At 39.5% G+C, this 20243-nt stretch carries 15 protein-coding genes; 11 read left to right on the top strand and 4 right to left on the bottom strand.

From position 1 onward, the window contains the following. Positions 1-40: 40 nt before the first annotated feature. Positions 41-2014: a winged helix-turn-helix domain-containing protein gene (locus JJQ94_RS21955; RefSeq protein ID WP_099030768.1), complete on the bottom strand. Its 1974-nt coding sequence runs from the start codon at positions 2012-2014 to the stop codon at positions 41-43. A gap of 131 nt (positions 2015-2145) precedes the next feature. Between JJQ94_RS21955 and JJQ94_RS21950 the strand changes: the two genes are divergently transcribed. The 4 genes from JJQ94_RS21950 to JJQ94_RS21935 all read left to right on the top strand — a co-directional run bounded on the left by JJQ94_RS21950 (position 2146) and on the right by JJQ94_RS21935 (position 12123). Beyond that, complete coding sequence (locus tag JJQ94_RS21950) at positions 2146-3969, top strand: alpha/beta hydrolase (RefSeq protein WP_099030769.1); 1824 nt, start codon at positions 2146-2148, stop codon at positions 3967-3969. Between the two features lie 914 nt (positions 3970-4883). Beyond that, the gene (locus JJQ94_RS21945; protein WP_099030770.1) at positions 4884-8660 is read left to right on the top strand and encodes a two-component regulator propeller domain-containing protein; all 3777 of its coding nucleotides are present in this window, start codon (positions 4884-4886) and stop codon (positions 8658-8660) included. An 818-nt stretch (positions 8661-9478) separates the two neighbouring features. Continuing rightward, the gene (locus JJQ94_RS21940) at positions 9479-10576 is read left to right on the top strand and encodes an ISAs1 family transposase (RefSeq protein ID WP_201435408.1); all 1098 of its coding nucleotides are present in this window, start codon (positions 9479-9481) and stop codon (positions 10574-10576) included. An 89-nt stretch (positions 10577-10665) separates the two neighbouring features. Further along, positions 10666-12123 (top strand): AAA family ATPase, encoded by a 1458-nt coding sequence (locus JJQ94_RS21935; RefSeq protein ID WP_201435440.1) that lies wholly within the window; start codon positions 10666-10668, stop codon positions 12121-12123. Here JJQ94_RS21935 and JJQ94_RS21930 read toward each other — a convergent pair. Next, a protein-coding gene (locus JJQ94_RS21930) for an IS3 family transposase (RefSeq protein ID WP_201435439.1) occupies positions 12048-13228 on the bottom strand; the annotation gives its coding sequence in 2 pieces (ribosomal slippage) (positions 12048-12970 and positions 12970-13228; 1182 coding nt in all). The genes JJQ94_RS21935 and JJQ94_RS21930 overlap by 76 nt on opposite strands. 46 nt (positions 13229-13274) lie before the next feature. Here JJQ94_RS21930 and JJQ94_RS21925 point away from each other — a divergent pair. Continuing rightward, positions 13275-13610, top strand: coding sequence for an AAA family ATPase (locus JJQ94_RS21925; RefSeq protein WP_141557637.1), 336 nt, complete (start codon positions 13275-13277; stop codon positions 13608-13610). Positions 13611-13911: 301 nt separating this feature from the next. Here JJQ94_RS21925 and JJQ94_RS21920 read toward each other — a convergent pair whose 3' ends face one another. Then, entirely contained in the window at positions 13912-14232 is a 321-nt protein-coding gene (locus JJQ94_RS21920; protein WP_099032052.1) for a helix-turn-helix domain-containing protein, read from the bottom strand. A gap of 96 nt (positions 14233-14328) precedes the next feature. On the opposite strand from JJQ94_RS21920, the gene JJQ94_RS21915 reads away from it, so the two are divergent. From JJQ94_RS21915 to JJQ94_RS21900, 4 genes are all read left to right on the top strand, one after another. Continuing rightward, a complete protein-coding gene (locus tag JJQ94_RS21915; RefSeq protein ID WP_172439993.1) occupies positions 14329-14589 on the top strand; it encodes a transposase in 261 nt (86 codons plus the stop codon). 386 nt (positions 14590-14975) lie between these two features. Further along, positions 14976-15602, top strand: coding sequence for a hypothetical protein (locus JJQ94_RS21910; RefSeq protein ID WP_099032050.1), 627 nt, complete (start codon positions 14976-14978; stop codon positions 15600-15602). A 23-nt stretch (positions 15603-15625) separates the two neighbouring features. Further along, positions 15626-15970, top strand: coding sequence for a hypothetical protein (locus tag JJQ94_RS21905; protein WP_236596532.1), 345 nt, complete (start codon positions 15626-15628; stop codon positions 15968-15970). A 508-nt stretch (positions 15971-16478) separates the two neighbouring features. Continuing rightward, entirely contained in the window at positions 16479-17816 is a 1338-nt protein-coding gene (locus tag JJQ94_RS21900) for a metallophosphoesterase family protein (RefSeq protein WP_099032049.1), read from the top strand. A gap of 35 nt (positions 17817-17851) precedes the next feature. Here the strand turns inward: JJQ94_RS21900 and JJQ94_RS21895 are convergent. After that, positions 17852-18930, bottom strand: a protein-coding gene (locus tag JJQ94_RS21895; RefSeq protein WP_201435418.1) for an IS3 family transposase whose coding sequence is annotated in 2 segments (ribosomal slippage) — positions 17852-18678 and positions 18678-18930 — 1080 coding nt in all. Because the reading frame shifts where the segments join, the coding sequence is not laid out codon by codon here. A 109-nt stretch (positions 18931-19039) separates the two neighbouring features. On the opposite strand from JJQ94_RS21895, the gene JJQ94_RS24450 reads away from it, so the two are divergent. Further along, the gene (locus tag JJQ94_RS24450; protein WP_442960342.1) at positions 19040-19315 is read left to right on the top strand and encodes a hypothetical protein; all 276 of its coding nucleotides are present in this window, start codon (positions 19040-19042) and stop codon (positions 19313-19315) included. Positions 19316-19317: 2 nt separating this feature from the next. Continuing rightward, the gene (locus JJQ94_RS21885; RefSeq protein WP_099031706.1) at positions 19318-20199 is read left to right on the top strand and encodes an HAD family hydrolase; all 882 of its coding nucleotides are present in this window, start codon (positions 19318-19320) and stop codon (positions 20197-20199) included. The last annotated feature ends 44 nt before the right edge of the window (positions 20200-20243 follow it).

Here is a 20243-nt window from a genome sequence, read left to right as displayed (position 1 = left end):
ATAAAAACCCAGCCTCGGCTGGGTTTTTTGTTTTTGTACTTTAGTTTTTCACGGTTAATTGCCAAAGCTCACCACTTGGTTGCTTCAGCTCACTAAAAACCACATCGCCATTTTGCAATATATCAAACTGTCCAATAAATCGTTGTGGCGGGGTGAAATACAACTTTTCTTGTTTAGTCTTCAGGTCAAATCGCCAGATGCTTTTGTCTTTTTCATAGTAAAGCGAATTACCTCTAAGTCGCCAATTCAGCCAATTTCTCACCGGCACATCCGTCACAACAACAGACTCTTGCCCGTCTTCCCATTGCCAAATTCCGGGTTGTGTAAATTTGGTAAAATACAAAGCATTATTAAGCTTGTAGCCGCTGTAGCCACCTTGTGTTGTAAGCTGCTGATGTTGGTTTGTTATTAGATTTAGAGACCATAACTGCCAACTACCAGAACGTTCACTGCTGTAAATAATTTCATCGTTATCTTGGCTGTAATTGGCGACATAAGGTTTAAGCTCAGGAACTATAAGTTGTGTTGTTTTTTGTTCGTGGATAGCAAACTGGTAAATGGCATCTTGATACTCATACAGTATTGTTGAGGCATCGTGGTTAAGTTGAAAGCGCTGAAAATTAAATACGTGAGGCAAGTCAACTTGAGTGTGTTGTTGTGTTTCAGTGTCCATAGACCATAAAGCGGAATGCGTGCCATGATCTGAAATATACCAAACTCGCGGCATTTGATTTGCGCGAGGTAAGCGATTCAATGCCTGATTATCAACAAGTGGTGAAAAGGTTTGATCCGATGCGTCGAAAAGGTGAATTAGGCTAGTTAACTTATATTGGTTAAAGAGCAGGGTCTCATTGCTATCTCTTAATACTAGGCTTTCGATTGGTGCAGTGAGCTTGTGAAGCAGTTCTACTTTGCTCGATTTTATATCAGCGCGATAAATGCGACTGCCTGCGCTAAAGTAAATAGATTGCCCGCAGGCAGACCAAGTTAGTGCTGTGAGATTATAAGGTAACTTAACGGTGCTCTTTACTGACATGCTTGGGTAATCGTACACCGTCAGTTCGTGCTTATCTTCTCCAAGATAGCGTGCGGCGGCGAGTTGGTCTTTGGTTGTGGATAAACTAAATAGATGGTCGCCTCTGAGGTTTCCTGAGATTGGAGGAAGCGTTAGCTGGATATGTTGTTTTGTATTCGAGTCGAAACGGTAAAGGCCGTATCCACTATGTATATTTGTGCGTTTTCGATAAATGATTTCGTGCGGATTTGCGCCCCATATTAGTTTAATGTTTTCGATAGGCTGGCAAGAAAATAGCGTCATGTGCTGTGCCTGCGTGATATCAAACTGTTTTACGGTACAGCCATTATCATCGTCAATATACACGATGTGTTTGGCGTCTGAGCTTAAGGCTTGTGCGCTGATGTTGCCAGAAAACAGCTTTCTATGTTGCTCGCTGTGATTGAGCCACAACTCCGACTGCTGAGTGTCGGTAGGATGTAGGTAACTAAAGCTTTTATATTTTGGTGCGCTACTTAACTGCAGTTCGATACCGCTCTGGCTCGTTAATTTTTGGGGCTCGAGTGGTTCGTTATTTTGCGCTGGCTGCATGAGCTGATAGGCAACAAATGCACATACACTGGTAATAAGTAGTGAAACACCCAAAAGTGGCGCGACCCGGGATCTGGTCTTATTTATTGTAGCCGGAGTATGCCTTGTGACAGCGGGAATAAGTCGATATCCAAGGGTAGGGATAGTCTCTATATACTCAGTTTTATCATCTAATTTATTTATATGCTGGCGCAATGTCGACACGGCTTTATTGATTGCGCTCTCTGTGACCACGCGACCTTGCCACACTTCTTCAATGAGCTTATCGCGCGAAACAACATTACCATTTGCTGCAATTAAGGTTTGTAGCAATAAGTATGGCTTAGGCTCAAGTCTGATGGAGTCTGTGCTACTTGTCAGCGTTCGATTAACCGTATCAAACCGAATGGCTGCAATCTCATAGCGCATTTATTATCCCTTTGATTATATTGTTTATATTTATTGGTAAGGAATTCCTCACAACGATTTCATGTGAATTCGTCGCGCCTTTTTTCAAGGTATTTAGAGTACATGAAAACAATAAAATAGGAATAGCCAACATGACAAGTCGAATGTTTTTAAAACAGGCGTTAGGTCTAACGCTCGCAGCTTTAGTCGCGGGCTGCGGCAGTAGTAGCGACAGCAAAAAGACGTCAAGCAATGATGACGGAGTGTTAAAGCCCGTAAATGGTTTAGAGGTTCATCAACTTAATGAGCGTTACTATTATATGAAGCCGATTGAAAAGCCACATAAAGCGTACAAGCTGATGTTAGCATTTCATGGTTCTGGTGGCACTGCTTACGGTATGGCTAGTATGACCAAATTACATGAACAAAGCGATGATTACATCGTCGTCTATCCTAAGTCAAAAAATGAAGAATGGAATGAAGGGTGCGGTTGTAACAAGGCGCATCGTTTAGGTGTAGATGATTTAGGCTTTGTTGATCAGATGATTGCGGAAATAAAAGCCAAATATGATGTCATTGACGGTGAAATTTATGCGACCGGCTTTTCTCAAGGCGGGTTATTCGTACAAAACCTATTATGTAACCGCTCGGAGACGTTTAATGCGATAGTAACGGTTGCCGCACCTATGTCCTACCAATTAGGTGATAGCTGTAATTTTTCGACACCTACAAACTACCGAATTATGCACGGTAAAGCAGACTCGGTATTGCCTTACAATGGCAAAAGTCACGCAAATTTTGGGCTACTCTCGTCACCTCAAGCAATTAAAATTATTGCTAATCTAAACTATGAGGCTGCTTTATCTGTTGATGAAGAAGTAGCGGAAGGCGTGACGCTAACTCACTATCCTAATCGCAATATTCAAACGCAGCTAATTAGTGTAGACGGGGCTCGTCATAGCTGGAATTTACCACCTGTCCAAACCACCGAATCGATAATGACATTTTTTGAATCGACAAGTCGTTATGCGCTGCCCCAAGGTTCTGATCTTATCGCAGTAAATAACGATTATTACCATGTGCGGCAATTAAAACAGCACGCTGATAAACCAATTGTGGTCATGCTCTCGGGCGCGAATATGCATTTTCATAGTGACAGTGCTTGGTTCGCGTTACTACAGCCTTACTTGGCAGACAGTTTTAATGTTTACGTCATTGATAGGCTAGGGCAGGGATTAAGTAGTGTTGATGACGCGCCTTCCATGAATAAATTTGCACTCGATCTCCCTGTACTATTTGAAAAGCTCAATCTCAGTGATGTGCATTTGTTGAGTTACGCAAATAGTAACTCGGTGCCGCTAATTGCAATGCAAAAATCACAGGAGTTTCAACAAAAGATAGCAAGCATGTTGTGGTTAGACCCTGATATTTTACTGCCACATTCTATTGCTCAGTATCAAGGTTACCCTGTTGATGTTTATCGTCAATACGGACAAGACTTGATTGATCATGTTGCTGCAGGTAATTGGCAAGAAAAAATGGATGGAAAAATAGCTGAAGAACAGGCGCATATTGAAACACTACTTGAAGGAAGCGAGTTTGCAGACTACATGGATTGGCAATATTTCAATCACATCATGCAAACCCGCCATAGTATTGAAGCTCAACTTACTCGAGTACACGAGATGATGAACTACCATGATGATTTGGAGTTAGTAAGAAACTGGCAGCCAGACAGCAGTGTTCCGATCTCAGTGATAGACAGTAAGTTTGAAAAGCTAGATATCGTGAATGCAGACTCTGAAGAAGTTAAAGCCAATCTAATGAAATGGGAAGCGGAGGGGAGAAAATGGTCGCAAGAAGTTGCTGAAACCAGTGGTGGGCAATACTTACCAATTGCCTCAACGGAGCACTTGATCCCATTTACCCATCCTGAGCTCATTAAGAAGGCGTTGATTGAACTTGCGAGTCAATGATTGCGCTTATCTAATTTGCCAGATGAACGCTTGAGGCGTTGGGTTAACTTATAAAAGCGCGAGATAGAAACCTAGTCGCGCTTTTTACTTTTAAGATCTAATGAATTAAATCAATTTGTTACCTCATAGTATCTCTGTACATCCAAATCTGGAAACACTCTGGAAACCTACACTCGATCTAGCTTAGAAGGCTTTTCCAAAAACAGTGAAAAATCGCAAAGAAATTTGGGCTTTTTTGAGATCTGGAAAATGGTTTTCCAGACTCATTATGGCCTTAGCGTTGAATGTAATAGCTTTTATAAGTCTAGATGACTTTCAATCACTTTAGTGGCTACAGAGGTGCTTGCATAAGCTGCATATTTTTTGCCAGTCATTATTTTTTGAGAGTTTGTAGAATCACACACTGACTTAATAATCTAGCCTTTAATTGGTTGTAATAATGTATTTCACTTGAGCTTCGGGTAACAAATGCCTCTTTAGCAGCCTAGGAAAGGTTGGAATTTAAGGTCATATATAAAAACAATAAGTTAACTCCTTATCCAAACCTCATGCTATTTAACTAATTCGCTTTATCTAAATTGACGCTGCTTTGAGCTCAGGACGGAAGATAAGCAATCTTTAAATTCATTGCTACACTTAGTTGTAGTAGAAGCTTAAGAGTGGTTGCTAACAAGTATCGAATTAACTTAATACATGCTCCAGTAGAGGCAGAAAGTTTCACGCTAACAGCTTTGTTATTTCTAGTTTAGACAGCTTAAATGGCAGGATTAGTGTCTTGTATGAGTAAGTCGTACTCCTCTGTACACAGGTTGATAATGAATTAAGCGAAAAGGTGCAATATGCAGCTTTGTCCATAATGGTGGTTTTTATTTTTCTTTATCGTAAGAAAATAATGCCTTTTTAATTGGTTAGTGATGAAATCGATCCTTAAACCTTTCATTTTTTCTCTTTTGTTTTTTTCTCTAATAAAGAGTCCAATTTATGCAAGCGATGATCTAAGTACCACTTTATTTAGAATGGGAGAGCTGCACTTTGAAAGATTGGACACTGAAAGCTTCCCTAGCAATACAATTTCAGCGGTTTTCCAAGATAAGGCAGGATTTATTTGGTTTGGGACACAAGAAGGTTTAGTGAAATTTGATGGGTATGATTATACCTTATTCAGGAAAGATCAAAATAATCAGAATTCATTAACAGCAAATTACGTCGATACTATTTGGCAAGCACCTGATAATAATATCTGGTTGGGGACATACAGTAATGGCGTTTCAATTTTAGATGTTGAAAAAAAGAAGTTTATAAACTTAAGTGCTTCTGATGATAGCCTTTATAAGCTGCTTGGTAATGAAGTGTACAAAATATCTGGTCATGATTCCGGGCTCGTTGCGGTTGCGACAAAAGGCGGGCTTACGATTATCGACATTAATAATGGAAATACGCTTGATATCACTGAAGTGAAAGGGTGTGACAGTAACTATAGTAGCAATTTTGTAAGATATGTTGTTTGGCAGTCGGAGTCAATATTGTGGGCGGGAAATGAAGATGGGTTATGTAGGTTAAAAATTGACTTTAGTGAAAAGCGTTTTTCAGGTACGAGCATACCAGAATTTAATGGATACTATGTTCGCTCACTACTTTTAGATGAAGAATACCTTTGGGTTGGCACAGCGAACAAGATTGCAAGATTAAAACTCAATAACAACAGCATTCACTTCGTCATTAACGAAACAAGTACAGCCTCCCTAACGACTAAGCCTGTAATGGATATCTTAAAAATCCACAATAATGAAATATGGGTGTCAACCTTCGGCAATGGGATTCACATAATAGATCGCAGTACATTACGGTTACTCGAAACATTAAACAATGACCCTAGTAACTACTCTACAATATCTCTAGACAAAATAGGTGAAATGATCCAAGACGTCTCTGGGATCATTTGGGTTGGTACTTGGGGGGCTGGTGTTAATAAGCTTAATAGAGGGAATCAAAACATCAGGACACTGAAGTATAGTGCAGTCAAGGGGAAGGGGCTTAGCTTTGAAAATATTTTAGCATTAACCGTAAGGAAAAATGGAGAACTATGGCTGGGCTCCGGAAGTGGCAAGTTAGAGGTGGCATCCCCTCACAGTGGCAAGGTGAAATCAGACTCATTCTTCAATGCAAGGAATCAAGCTGAAATATATGGTATGTCGGAAGATAGAGACGGAGACTTATGGATTAGTACGATAGATGGCGTCTATCTATATAATCCCGAATTGGCGAGACTTGAGAGGGTGCTTGGCAATGAGGAAGAGCTAAGTGTTATTTATGAAGGTGTCTTTATTGTTAATGATAATACTGTATTGATCAAAAGTAGTAGGGGGTTATTCAAATACGAAAAGGATTCAAAGGTGCTATCCAACGTGCCACATACAGAAAAGCTAGGTATTATCGTGATGGAGAAAGGTGAGCAAGGAGGTTACTGGCTCGGTACTGAAACCGGACTGTACCAGTTAAGTGAAGACTACCGAACTTTGCTAGCAATCAACGAACGCACAGGCACCGCAAGTAACTTGGGCGAGGCACCAGTGAACAGCTTACTCATTGATAATAGCGGTATATTATGGGTTGAAAATGACGATGGTATATATCAGCTAACAGAAAGAAACTCGGGAAAATATTATTTCGACAGTGTAAATAAGAAGCTAGGTCTTGATAATACGAACCTTGGGTCAAACTTGCTTCAGGATCGTCGAGGGAGGGTCTGGACCAGTAAATTTATCATTGATACTGAACACTGGACTTATAATAAACTAAAAAAAGCAGCAGGTTGGGACATCGGGGATCATTGGAATGGGAGTCGCTTCCAGTCAGGCTCCGGTTTAACTCTCAGAGGAGGAAGCAAAGGAGTTATTCTCTCCTTCCCGGAACAGTATGAAGGAAATTCGTACGAACCTGAGCTTGTTTTTACCAGAATAAGTGCTGACGGTGAAGAGTTGAGTGCTGAGTCTAACAGGTTGATGATTGACAGTGATGTTAAAACTCTAGATATAGAGTTTTCTGCGCTTGATTATTTTCAACCGTTACAAAATCAGTATGCTTATAAGCTTGAAGGATATGATGAAGGTTGGCGTGTTGGTACCAATAGGAAAGTAACCTACCCCCGCCTGCATGGTGGAGAATATCGCTTTGTTGTAAAAGGCAGTAATAGTGATGGCATGTGGAGTAAAAAGCGGCTGGAATTAGCGATAATTAAGGAACAAAAGTTTTTTGAAAAAACGAGTACTAAAATTGTGCTTGTGTCGCTACTCATATTGCTAGTTTATTTTGTTAATAGCCTTTTTAACTGGGTGAAGGTGAAAAAGTTAAAGGAAGAGCAGCAGAGATTAAACAACTTAGTTGATGAAAGAACAAAAGAAATAGAGAAGCTAGGGCTAATTGGAAAAAAGCTGACTGCTCATTTAGAGGTTGAAGAAGTAGTTAAACAGCTTTACAACAATATATCGAGCATAATGGATTGCTATGTGTTTTTGGTTGGGATTATCAATGAAGAAAAGGAAACACTTGACTATATTGCAAGTTATGAGGATGGACAAGAGTTACCTTACCGTAGTCTAGACCTGAGAAAAACTGACAGGCCAGGTCCATGGTGTGTTACAAAAAACCAGTTATTTTACGCAGAGAATGGTGAAGAACAAGCACAAATTCTAGGTAAGCGGCCTGAGCCTTTTGCAGGATCACAATGTGAGTCGATTATTTATTTACCTCTTGAAATTAACAAGTTAGTGGTTGGGTGCTTGAGTATTCAAAGCCAGCGTCAAGGCGCGTATGACGAAAATAGTATACAAATTCTTCTCACGATTGGTGCTTACGCTGCGGTCGCACTGAATAATGCACGTACTCTTAACAGTTTACTCGAAACTCAACAGCGACTTGCAGAGTCTGAAAAAATGGCCTCAATTGGCCACTTAGTAACTGGCGTAGCACACGAAATGAATACTCCAATAGGGGTAGCACTAACTTCTAGTAGTATTATTGGAGACCAAACTAAGACCTTACATCAAATGATGGAGAATAAAAAATTAACACCAAGTCATCTTAATCAATTCATAATGTCAGCGATAGAAAGTAACAAGCTAATTGAAAGCTCATTAAATCGCTGTAGTGAGTTAACACGGAAATTTAAAGAGATTTCCGTCTCTCAGCTCTATTCCGAGTCTAAAGTAATAGAATTTCGCGAGTTTCTATACAGAGTTTTTGAGGGATACGAAAAGCAACTTGGGCTAAAAAACATAAAAAAATATATAGAATGTCCGATCTGTAGCTTTGAAGCAGATATCAATATTATCACAAATATATTCAATAACTTAATCTCAAACTCGATTACGCATGGGTTTGCAAATATTGATCAAGCACAACTTGAAGAACAATGGATAAAAGTACAAGTTGAGTACTCACAAAAAGCGCTTCAAATCACATTTTCAGATAATGGTGTAGGGATGACCACTGAAACAAAAGAACAAGTATTTACGCCTTTCTATACCACAAAAAAAGGTGCTGCAGAGCACACCGGACTTGGAATGAGTATTGTGTATAACTTAGTTGTTTTTGCCCTGAAAGGGACGCTATCAGTTGAATCTGAAGCCAATAAAGGGTGCATATATTCAATTTCACTACCTCTTGATAGATTTGAAGACAAAGAAGAGTGAGTTGATATAATACACTGTTTACAAACTATTATCCCGCCATGCGCTGCGGGCTTTTATAGCAGCGATTCAGCTCAGCGCGGTTAAGCTCGCGTGCTGATCGTGGGGGTTACCGACTCTAACAGGAAGAGCTTTGCTAATCGGATTGATGTAGGTGTAGTTATCTTTCTAGAAGTCATTAGGTGAAGCTTTTATCAGCGTTGGATGACGCTGCTTCGCATACCGAATGAGTGCTAGTGTTGAGGTGCTGGGTGGAAATAAAAAACGCGAGCTTGTCTGCCGCTCGCGTTTTATTCTTATCTGATAACCAATAAAATCAATTTGTTATCGCATAGTAGCAAACTACTACCACACGTAGAATCTGGAAGATTTCTGTAAAGCCTTTAATCATAATGGCTATTAGTGTTTTCCAGAACAATCGAACTTTATTAGTCATTTTCTAGAAAATCTAGGTTTCACCATATCAGAATCCAGAAAAAATTAGCATAACTTTTTAACAGAATACTTCTCTCTTTTAGAACTTGATTGCCTGATTTGATATTGCTGGTCTACATCAACCATTCTTAGCTATGAGAAACGGGCTAACGAAGTTATACATCAACTATTGCTGGTCAGCGAGATGATAAAGCTGTATTACTATATTTATGAACACTAGTTTCAGCCAACTTAGAGGGAATACTAACTTGAGTGAATCAATCTCAATTAAAGGTGTAACAAGCTACCATCCTACCACGGCGGGATCACACTTTGTAAAAAGGCTTTAACACTCGGTCTTTTTCTGATCTAATAACGCCCACATTATCACTATCTACTTGTTAATTATGTCGTTATTTAGCCACCTTGAACTTGTTGAAGATAAGCGTTCTTCTATCAATCAACATCATGATCTTGCTGATGTTTTGTTTCTTATCATCTCGGCGGTTTTATCTGGTTGTGAAGGCTGGAAAGATATCGAGGTGTTCGGGCACAGTAAACTGCCTTGGCTCAGGCAGTTCAGAGCATTTAAGCACGGTATTCCAACGCGACATAGCATTGCACGTATTCTTAAAACAGTAGAAACTGACTCTCTGGTTTTGGCCTTGTTCAGTTGGGTCAACGAACAGCGCTCTCAGTCTGGTAAGCCAATTATTGCGTTTGATGGCAAAACCCTGCGCGGTGCCAGTAAAAAACGTGAGGATAACTTACATTTGGTGTCTGCTTTTGATTGCGAGTCTGGTTTAACTTTGTATCAGCGAACGGTAGAAAATAAGTCCAATGAGATACCGGCAGTTAGGGCCTTATTAGATGTGCTCGATATTTCAGATTCTATCGTCACACTAGACGCACTACATTGTCAGAAAGCGACACTTTCAGCATTGATTTCAAGAGGGGCTGACTATCTGGTTCAGGTCAAAGCAAATCAGAAAACACTCTATAAAGCAGTCACTTCATGTTTTGAAACAGCCTTTGAAGAAGAAAAGAATTTGCCTGAAGATGTACAAGTCAGCAATGGTCATGGACGTCAGGAAACACGCATCACTTATGTTCTGAAGGCCGACAATCTGCCTGAAGAGATAAGAGAAAAATGGCCTGAACTCACTTCGCTAGTCGCGGTTGAAAGACACAAAAAATCCGAGTCGATAACAAAAATAGACACGCACTTTTATGTCACTTCAGTTGAGCCTGATGCACAGATGTTACAAAAAGCTATCCGCCACCATTGGCACATCGAGAACCAGCAGCATTGGGTACTGGATGTGGTGTTTAAGGAAGATGCTTGCCAGATCAGTGAGCCGATTTCGGCGGAAAACATGGCGCTGTTCAGACGGGTCGTTCGCAACTTGGTAAAACAGCACACAGGTCGTAAAGATTCGATACGTGGTAAGTGCGTTCGGGCCAGTTTTGACGATGAATTCAGGGCAGAGCTTATCTTCGGTTAATGGTCGTTAACGAAGTATGCTCTCACCCTGACCATCCTACAGAATCAGAAGTTATTGATATATAAAAACAAAATACCCTGATATTTGGGTTGAATGGTACTGGAAAATCTACGATTTCTAAATTTCTTTACGACCTTGATAGATTTCCAAGTTGCAATTTTAATATTGATGGAAGTTTTTCTCCAACGGTGTACAACCAATCCTTTATCGATGACAACTTTGTAAATAGTTCAATGCAAGAAGGTGTATTTACGTTAAGCAAAGATAATGCTGATTTAGAGGCCAGAGTAGTAGAGAAGTCTAAGCTTAGAGAAAAGCTCCTAGCTATTTATAATAAGATAAAGTCTGACATATCTTTAGCCAAACAAGCGCAAGATGATGCGTTAAAATCCGCCATTGATGAGGTTTTTAAACAAAAGCATGTAATTGAAAAAAGCTCTCTGGAACCATTCTTAAAGTCCTTTAAGACACCCAAGCGCAAGTTTTATGAGCAAGTTGAAAGGCAAAAAGGAGAAAATAGTCAATCTATAAATGATTTAGATATTGAATATCAATCTTTAAATCAATTCGATAAGAACTTACCAAAAGCCATTATATTACCGGCTCCTCCAGAGCTTTCACTGGAAGACATAATTGTGCTTTCTGAACCGATAGTTGGGTCGACTAACAGTCAGCTATGTGATTTCATTGCAAAGCTAGATAACTTGTACTGGGTAAAAAGCGGTAAAGAGGAGTATTTGAAGGAGCATCAAACAAAATGTCCGTTCTGTCAAAAAGAGACTATTGATGAATCATTCCGTAGTGAGCTTTCAGCTTTGTTTGATAAAACATATGAGCACGGAGTAGAAAAGGTTCAGGCTATTGAAAGCTCTTATTGCCAGAATTTCACGCGATATATAGATTCTATCAAAACAGAATTTACTAATTGTTCGATGTACGACCAAGAACAGCACGATGTAGATCCCCTAATTGAACTATTAGAGCGAGCCTACCGGGACAACCTTGATTTAATAAAATCAAAGGTAAAAAGCCCTAGTCTAGGTATAGAGCTTAATGATTGTAGCGACAAGCTAAACCCAATCAATAAGTTAGCTGATGAAATTAATAAACTCGTTGATTCAGTCGCATTAAAAATCAAAAAATTCGAAGAAAACGAAAAAGATATTAGAAATCGGATGTGGGACTCTCTAAGGTACCACACTGATGGAATTTTTTCATTGAAACAGCGTATAGTTGAAGAAAAAAGTAGTGAGATTAGGCTTTTAGAAAATAAACTGGAGAGAGTGAAACAGATCGGTCTTAAAGTTGCCAACAGGATTAGCACTCTTCGTTCTAAAACCTCAAATATTGACGATACGATAGATAGAATTAACGAAAGTCTAAAAAGCCTTGGTATCACAGGCTTTGAAATTATAGCTTCAAGAGAGCAAGAGCAAAAGAACTACTTTGTGTTGAGCCGAGGTTGTAGTGGTCAACTAATTTTGGCCACAGTTTTAGAATCTTGGTATCTAACCTCAGATTCATTTGGCGCTAAACCAGCATTATAATGATGAGGCCTAACGTTGTTATAATATCCGTTGATATAATCACTCACACCATATTTAGCATCTTTAAAGTTTTCGTATCCAACCTTTGGCATCCACTCCGTTTTAAAGCTTCTAAAAAATCGCTCCATTGGCGCATTATCCCAACAATTTCCGCGCCTGCTCATACTTTGTGTAATTTTATAGCGCCATAAACGTTGGCGGTACTTCAAGCTTGTATAATGGCTTCCTTGGTCTGAGTGAAACATCAATCCACTTGGTTTACCTCTGCTTTCATACGCGAGTTCAAGCGCTTTTAGCGTTAAGTTAGTATCTGGCGACAACGACATTGCCCAACCAACGACTTTACGTGCAAATAAATCAACAACGACCGCTAAATAGGCCCAGCGATTGCCTGTCCAAATATACGTCACATCACCGCACCACACCCTATTCGGCTCAACAACATCAAACTGCCTATCTAGCAAATTTGGGATTTCAAGATGCTCATTACCACCCCTTTTATATTGATGTTGTGGTACTTGGCAGCTCTCTAGTTTTAGTTTAACCATTAGCTTAGCGGCGCGATAACGGCTTAATTCAAAATCGTTATTCGTTGCGATTGCTGCGATTGTCCGTGCCCCAGCTGAACCGCCGCTCATTGCATGTATGGCTTTAACTTCAGCTTCTAGCCTTATTTGCTCTGGTGTTGGCGTTGTATCCCGTATGGCCCAATATTTATAGCTGCTGCGATGCACATTGAATACGCTACACAACACGCTAATTGGGTAACGCTCTCGTTGATTTAATTTCTCAATTAACGAGAATTGTTCAGGGAGTCTGACATCAAGAGAGCGGTAGCCTTTTTTAATATATCCTTTTCTAATTCAATACGTTGGATTTGCTTTTTAAGTTCGCGGATTTCAATTTGTTCGGGTGTCATTGGTGAAGCTAATGGGGACTGGCCATTCCGTTCTTGCTTTAATTGAGTTACCCACTTACTTACAGTTGATTTACCAACCCCCATAGCTTTGGCTGCATCTTCTTGCGTGTAGCCTTGATCAACTACAAGCTGAGCTGTTTCTAATTTGATTGCAGCAGAATACGTTGCGCGTTTTAATTTCGTCATTTTTTCACCCAAATTTGTATGCAAATAGCATAACATTTCTTTCTTAATGGGTGGCCAAATTAACTATGCCACTACAGATGTGGTTGACGGTCGAGCTGCTACAGTTGTGTTGCCTAATGTGATGAGAAATATCATTGAATACTATTTTGGATTTGTTCGTAAAAAAAGCAAACTTGCTGATGTTTTAAATGAACTAACGGAAAAAGAAATGGATCAGGGGCACAAAGCCTTTTATCGCTATATTAATCGAGGTTCTCACTCAGATCCGACAAACATAGGTTTGATGGTGGATGTGGCACCAGATGTATATTTGGAAAGGTTTAGGTTGATTTTTGTTACTAGTAACGAGGAAGAGCATTACGACTCTATGATGCATTCATAGGATGTTACCACTAAGGTATTCATTCAACTTATCGTCTTGGTAGCGAGCGGCGGTGCTTACACACAACCTCAAGCTTGCCTAGACGAAATCGAGTGTACTGACGTACATGCACAATCTTTGGTCTCATCGGCAAATCTCCATTTAGTGCCTGTGTTTGCCACAGGCAGCCTCATCACGCAACGTAATAAGCTACTTTGGTTCAGTCGGCTGGAGAATTACCCGAGTGGTAACAAGAAAAGTCTAACGCAAGTGCAAAATTATGTAAATAAGAGAGATTTAAACTGTTAAGATTTAGATTTTGTTAGGTCTTTGAACTGATGCTTAATTCTAATTGGTCGATTAACTCAAGCTTTTCAGCCTTAGATAGCTGTTCAAATAAAATAACAAACTTGGCCATTTCATCGTTTTCACAAAAGAAGTAGTTTAGCGGAACACCCAGCTCTTCAGCTATTCGTTTTAATGTTTGCAGATCAGGTGTATGCCTGCCTTTTTCGTAATGATTCATACGCCCACTCGCAGAGCCTGGCTCCAGACCAATTCTAATTCCCAAATCTCTTTGAGAAATATTTGCTCTTGTCCTAGCTTCTTTAAGCCTAATTGGGAGGGGGTTAATAAAATCCAAAGGTAAATCATAATAAAAAGCTGGTACTTAGATTCTCTAAGCTTTACTCTATCATGTATACTTAGGAATCCTAAGCCTTGATCGGGGAATATGAAAGTGAGTAAAACTTACTCAAATGAAATGAAGTTATTGGCGACAAAAAGAGTACTGTCCGGGGGAGAGCGAGTAGCTGAAGTAGCTAAAGACTTGGAGATAGGCCAAAGCACGTTATATGCTTGGATCAAAGCGGCTAAACAAGATGACAGCTCAAACGGTAGCTTGGTCGTTAAATCATTAAAACAGCGCCTCGAAGAGGTGTCAAAAGAGCGTGATATCCTCATCAAGGCAGCGTCAATATTTGCCAAAGAGCTGTACTGAACTGAGATTATTGTTTTAGTTGCTGAGTACTAGCTAATTGTAAACTTATTTCTTGGGTTGCCCTTAACTCATTTGAATATACCACCTCTAACCTTGCAACTAGCTTCACATACCCTGTAGGCGAATCTCCTGCTATTTAGAGTAACTTTCTGCTTGCGACTGGATTTTAATTTCGTGTGTCGCACAAGACAGCTGCGCTCCCTCCATGGGTATATCTTTGATACTAAAAATTAACACTTGTAGAACAAGGTAGGATTGTTTAACAATGAGTAGATAACATTAATTCGAGCTCAATCTGACAGTACTAGAAGCTAAGTCACTAAATAAATGTGAATTAGTCTGTCTCGCTCATGAGTGCATAACGGCACTAATTTAAGGATATTTGCATGATAGAAATGTTGATGGATCACAAAGAGTGGATTTTTAGTGGTATTGGTGTAGTTCTCTTGGCGTGGTTCGCAAAACTGAATGTAAAGGCAATACTAAAAGTTCTCATAAAGGTCATAGTTAAAACTTATAGCAATGTGATTAGTATTTTTTATCTGGAAAGTCACACTGCAAATAATATGAACATTGATCTGCGTCCAAGACATAAACCTTTCGAGTTATGGCTGGATGGGTTACCCAAGTTTAAACTTTGGTTGCGAGGCGCAAACTTCAATCCGTTTGATATCACGATAAAGCAAATAACTATTGAGTTTAACTATGGTGGTGTGAATGTTAAATGTGACAACTTCATACATAGGTGCATAGTCCCTAGATTATCTTTTAACGATGTTATTCTTGTTGAAGGCAATTTGACCGCTGAACAAGCGGACCATATCGCTGGTTTGGAAGATGGGCAAAGTTGCCATGTAAGCATTAAAGCCGTTTTAAAAACTCCCACCAAAGAAATCACTTATGAGCATAACTATATGGACGGTATAGAGCCGGCTCTCGTAAATGCTAATGGCCGTAAAGATAAAGTGTGGAAAAAATCTACGCCCGCAGAAGTTGAAAGTGTGAGAGTGTAGGCAATTATCGGAGAAATTGAGCCATGGAAGAGTTAATACAGAAACTAGCGTCAATAGATGAGTTGGAAACATGGAAGCTACATTGTCAAGGATATAGTGCGCAAGATAAGAAAGTAGCATTTCAAACAGCTCAACCTCTGTGGATAAAACGAAAAGCCTCTGAGGGAACGCTATATTTACACCCTGAAGTGATTGGCCAGCTTCGCGATCAAAAGTGGATTCCGAATGATCTGCAACTGCGTATGATATGGGCAAGTGTCTTAGCGTCAGCAGAAGGTTTTGACAGTAAAGTTCGCTTTAGATCAATTAAAACTAGTCTGCGAAAAAGATATGGGCATGATTGGTGGGAAGATGTTTATCACCGGTAAAAGTCTGCATTTGCAACTAAAGAGCGTATTCGTAAACAATCAGCTGAAAATGGTTTGGCAATTAATACGCTTATTACCAATACTCATTTATTTAATGAGGCAAAGAAAGACCAAGTCAAAGCAGCGTTGAGCATGATACCAAAGAGTTAAAAATACATGGCAAGCACAACACTCTGAAAAGTACTTTTGAGTGAACAAGTTTTAACTTAATTTGTCAGATTCGCTAAGTAGGAATTTATTAAATCGGAGCCTGTTCAGTGCCAGGAGCGGAGCATCAGCGTAACTCGTTTCTGCGCCTAAACGTGTTTAGGCGAATGCCCCAATATGAGTTGACTCAACTATAAATTATGAAGATTATTGAGAGTCACTTTTACCCCTGGTAGAAACTAGCTGAAGAACTAATATCCATTTCCCCGTTAATGACAGCGTTGCAGCTAGGGTTTAACAAAACTGCGCCTGTTGTTAATATTTAGAGCAGTATCGGAATATCTAAAAAGGAATAATAATTATGACAAAGTTAGCACTTAGGTTTAGAGATCTCGTTACCCCGCCTGATGGCACTATTAATATTCATAAGAAAATGATTGAAGATAATGGTTTTGTTTATTGGGGATGGTGGTGCAAAGCTGGCGAAAAATGCCCATCGAAGTTTAATGACTTTCAAGAATTATTGGCAGAGGGGGAACAAGAAATATTTCTGTTCGATAGTGGACAAAATAAGCTATTTCGAGCCCAATTATCTGCGATAAGGTTCGACAATGCACCATCGGGTATAGAATGCCCAGAACCTGAATATACGCCATCTTACTACAGAGAAAGGTCTTTTAAAGCTTGGTTTAGACTTACATCAATTAACGAAATAGGTAACGCTAGCGTAAAAGATATACTTAATCAATTTAGTTACGAAGGTAATAACTATGGACTATTTAAAGAAAGTGAGCCCTTTAAAGATTTCTTTAACAAGCGTGTTATTAGCCCTGATGAGTTAAGACATCAAGACAGAACTATTTGGTTTTTGACTGATTATGTGGCTTCAGAGCACGACTCGCACGAAATACTCTTATATAATAATAATAGTGTTAACCCGAGTGTTTTTCCGAAGAATCACAGTAAAGTTTACACATCCAAACTCCATTGGATGACCGATTTACACTTTTCCGATGGTGACAACCAACACGGTTTTGATAACAGACTTCAAGATCAATCTCTTGAGCGACTGATTGAAGATAAATTTAAAGAGCAAATTCAAGCGCTAATAGTCTCTGGTGATATGACATGGAGAGCTTCTGCATCTGAGTTTAGAAAGACTTCAGATTTCTATGAGTACTTATGCTCAAACACTAAGCTAAGCTTCGATAAAATTGGTTTCTGCCCCGGCAATCATGACCTCGCATATAATGGAGAATTAACAGAAGAACAAAAAAGTGCCTTAGAAAAGTATCAAATGCTACAAAGAGGAGAAGAAAATGCACCGGACAGGCTATCACAACAAGAGATTGATAATCTGAGAGCAATAGAAAATTCAGAAATTTCTGTCGCTGCTTATGAAGCACACTTTGAAGCAGTTGCTTCAACCGCACCTAATCAGTACCTTTCTATGGGGAAGAAGTTTCTTGTCAATCAACAAAGGTCTGTAGACATTTGTTTCCTTAATTCAAACCGAATGCAACAATATAAAGATCTGTTTCAAGGCAATGGATTAATTGGTGAAGACCAGCGTGTAGATGCTGCAAAAGAAATGGGGTGGACGATTCCTAAAGCATACGGAACCATAAGAATTGTAGTGGTACACCACAACTTGTTGCCTGTTGAATATAGCAATACACCCTATCTTGGGTCATTGTAACTCCACCCAATTTAGTACAGCTATTTCGTAGAATTTTATGCAGCCTCAAGGTAACCAACCGGTGTCATATCACCTAGTGAATCATGAGGTCGCTCATAATTATAAATATCTAACCACTCATCAGTGATTTCACGTACTTCTTGCAGTGACTCAAACAAGTATAAATCTAGCACTTCTTCACGGTAACTCCGATTAAACCTTTCCACAAAACCATTTTGGTAAGGACTGCCTGGCTCTATAAATTCCAACTTGATGTCATTTTTCATTGCCCAATCTTCGAGTGCCGTTGAAGTAAATTCTGGACCATTATCCACTCTAATCTGCTTTGGTTTTCCTCGCCAAGCAATAATTTGTTGTAGCGTTCTAATAACTCGTTCAGAAGTTAAGCTTGTATCGACCTCAATCGCCAGTGCTTGTCGGTTGAAATCATCCAGCACATTCAGTGTTCTAAAACGATGTCCATAGCTTAATGCGTCACTCATAAAGTCCATTGACCACGATTCATTATATTGTGTCGGTGCACTTAATGGTTCAGGTGTTCTTGTTGGAACACGGCGCTTCCCCTTACGTCTCAAGTTTAGTTTTAGCATGTTGTAAACGCGTTCAACACGCTTTTTATTCCACGGCTTACCTTTATTGCGAAGCCTTTTGAATAGCTTAGGCAGCCCCCACCTAGGATGGCGCTCTACCAGCGCAAGTAATGCGTCGATAACTTCATCATCTGACGGCCGTTTATGTTTGTAATAAAAAACTGAGCGGCTTAGCCCTGCCACTTCACAAGCAAATGCGACGCTGACGTTAAATTGAGCTCTTAAATGCTCTACCCAAGCTCTGCGCCTACTTGTTTTTACAGCTTTTTTGCGATGATATCCTCAAGCATCGAGTGCTTTAGGCTAAGCGTTGCAAACATATCTTTTAGCTTACGGTTTTCTTCTTCAAGCTCTTTAAGTCGCTTAACGTCTGAAGCTTCCATCCCGCCATATTTTGAGCGCCATTTATAAAACGTACTTTGGCCGATACCATGTTTGCGGCAGATTTCTGGAACAGGAATACCCGCCTCAGCTTCTTTGATCATGCTGACAATTTGGGTTTCGGTGAACTTGCTTTTTCTCATCGTAAATTTTCCTATTTTAGTTAATGGAAAATTCTACTTATAAACTGTTTCATTTTTTGGGGGAGTTACATCATCACCCGGTAGTTATGTATATGATTCTCAGGCTACTATAAAGTGGTGTTACGAGCATGATGTAGACGTGATCCTGCATGGTCATACTCACCAGAGAAGCGTAGTTAAATTGGAAGACCATACATTTGTAGATAGAAAGTCAGTCTGGTTAGTTGGATTAGGAAGTACCAGTGCGCACCACACGCACCTTATACCGGGACACTTAAACCAACTTGCGGAACTAGATTTCTCAAATAAAAATATAGCTATTCAATTTTACACTATTAACGAAAATAGAGTTATGGAAGACGGAAACCCCATAATTTTGGAATAAATATGAAAAAATTATTGATTACTGATTTAGATAATACACTTTACGATTGGGTTAGTTTTTTCGCCCAATCTTTTGGTGCAATGCTTGAAAAAACAGTTGAAATCACAGGGATAGATCGCGATGAACTTGTTGATGATTTTAAGCAAGTTCACCAGTACCACAGTAATACCGAATACCCGTTTTCTATTTTCGAGTTAGACTCTATTCAAAAAAAATATAAAACTAAAGACAAAGAAGTACTGAAGCTGCATTTAGATGAAGCACTATACAGTTTTAACTCGAAGAGAAAAAAAGTACTAAAGTGTTACAGTGGTGTTATCGATACTTTAGAGTACATGAGTCAAAAAGGAGTCAAAATTGTCGCACATACGGAAGCCCCTGTAAGAAACTCCTTATACCGTTTAGAAAAATTAGGGATAAAAAGATATTTCAGTCACTTATATGCGCCCAAAGATAAATTTCATGATGACTTAGATGAGCATACGCTTCAGTGGCTTCAAAAACACGAAAACTCACTAAGGTTGCTATCAAAAAATGAGCTCAAGCCAAATCCCAACCTACTTTTAGATATTTGCTCAAAAGAAGGGGTTCAACCAAGCGAAGCTGTCTACATAGGTGACTCAATTGTTAAAGATATTTCTATGGCTAATGAAGCTGGTATTTCTTCAGTATGGGCGGAGTATGGGAAACAGCATTCGCCAGAATTCTGGCAGCTTTTAGTCTCTATCACACACTGGACACCGGCAGATGTAGAAAGAGAAGAATCACTTAAAAAAGCCTTAAGTGACTCGAAACCAAACTATACAGCTCAATCATTCAGTGATCTTATTGAGTTATTTGACTGGCAAGGTGTTCAAGCCAAAAGTTCAGTAGATTTACAGTAAACGACAATTACGTAACTCTTAAATGTCCAAAAGAGTGTTAAATC

The sequence above is a fragment of the Pseudoalteromonas sp. GCY genome (genome assembly GCF_016695175.1).
In the GTDB taxonomy this organism is placed as follows: Bacteria; Pseudomonadota; Gammaproteobacteria; order Enterobacterales; family Alteromonadaceae; genus Pseudoalteromonas.
The sequence above is the reverse complement of the archived record's forward strand: the minus strand, read 5'-3'. Positions and strand labels throughout refer to the sequence as shown.

Coding starts and splice junctions, on each gene's coding strand:
- JJQ94_RS21905 (WP_236596532.1), top strand. CDS start 15,626: ATGGAAGAGTTAATACAGAAACTAGCGTCAATAGATGAGTTGGAAACA.
- JJQ94_RS21945 (WP_099030770.1), top strand. CDS start 4,884: ATGAAATCGATCCTTAAACCTTTCATTTTTTCTCTTTTGTTTTTTTCT.
- JJQ94_RS21910 (WP_099032050.1), top strand. CDS start 14,976: ATGATAGAAATGTTGATGGATCACAAAGAGTGGATTTTTAGTGGTATT.
- JJQ94_RS21950 (WP_099030769.1), top strand. CDS start 2,146: ATGACAAGTCGAATGTTTTTAAAACAGGCGTTAGGTCTAACGCTCGCA.
- JJQ94_RS21940 (WP_201435408.1), top strand. CDS start 9,479: ATGTCGTTATTTAGCCACCTTGAACTTGTTGAAGATAAGCGTTCTTCT.
- JJQ94_RS21925 (WP_141557637.1), top strand. CDS start 13,275: ATGGGTGGCCAAATTAACTATGCCACTACAGATGTGGTTGACGGTCGA.
- JJQ94_RS21885 (WP_099031706.1), top strand. CDS start 19,318: ATGAAAAAATTATTGATTACTGATTTAGATAATACACTTTACGATTGG.
- JJQ94_RS21900 (WP_099032049.1), top strand. CDS start 16,479: ATGACAAAGTTAGCACTTAGGTTTAGAGATCTCGTTACCCCGCCTGAT.
- JJQ94_RS21955 (WP_099030768.1), bottom strand. CDS start 2,014: ATGCGCTATGAGATTGCAGCCATTCGGTTTGATACGGTTAATCGAACG.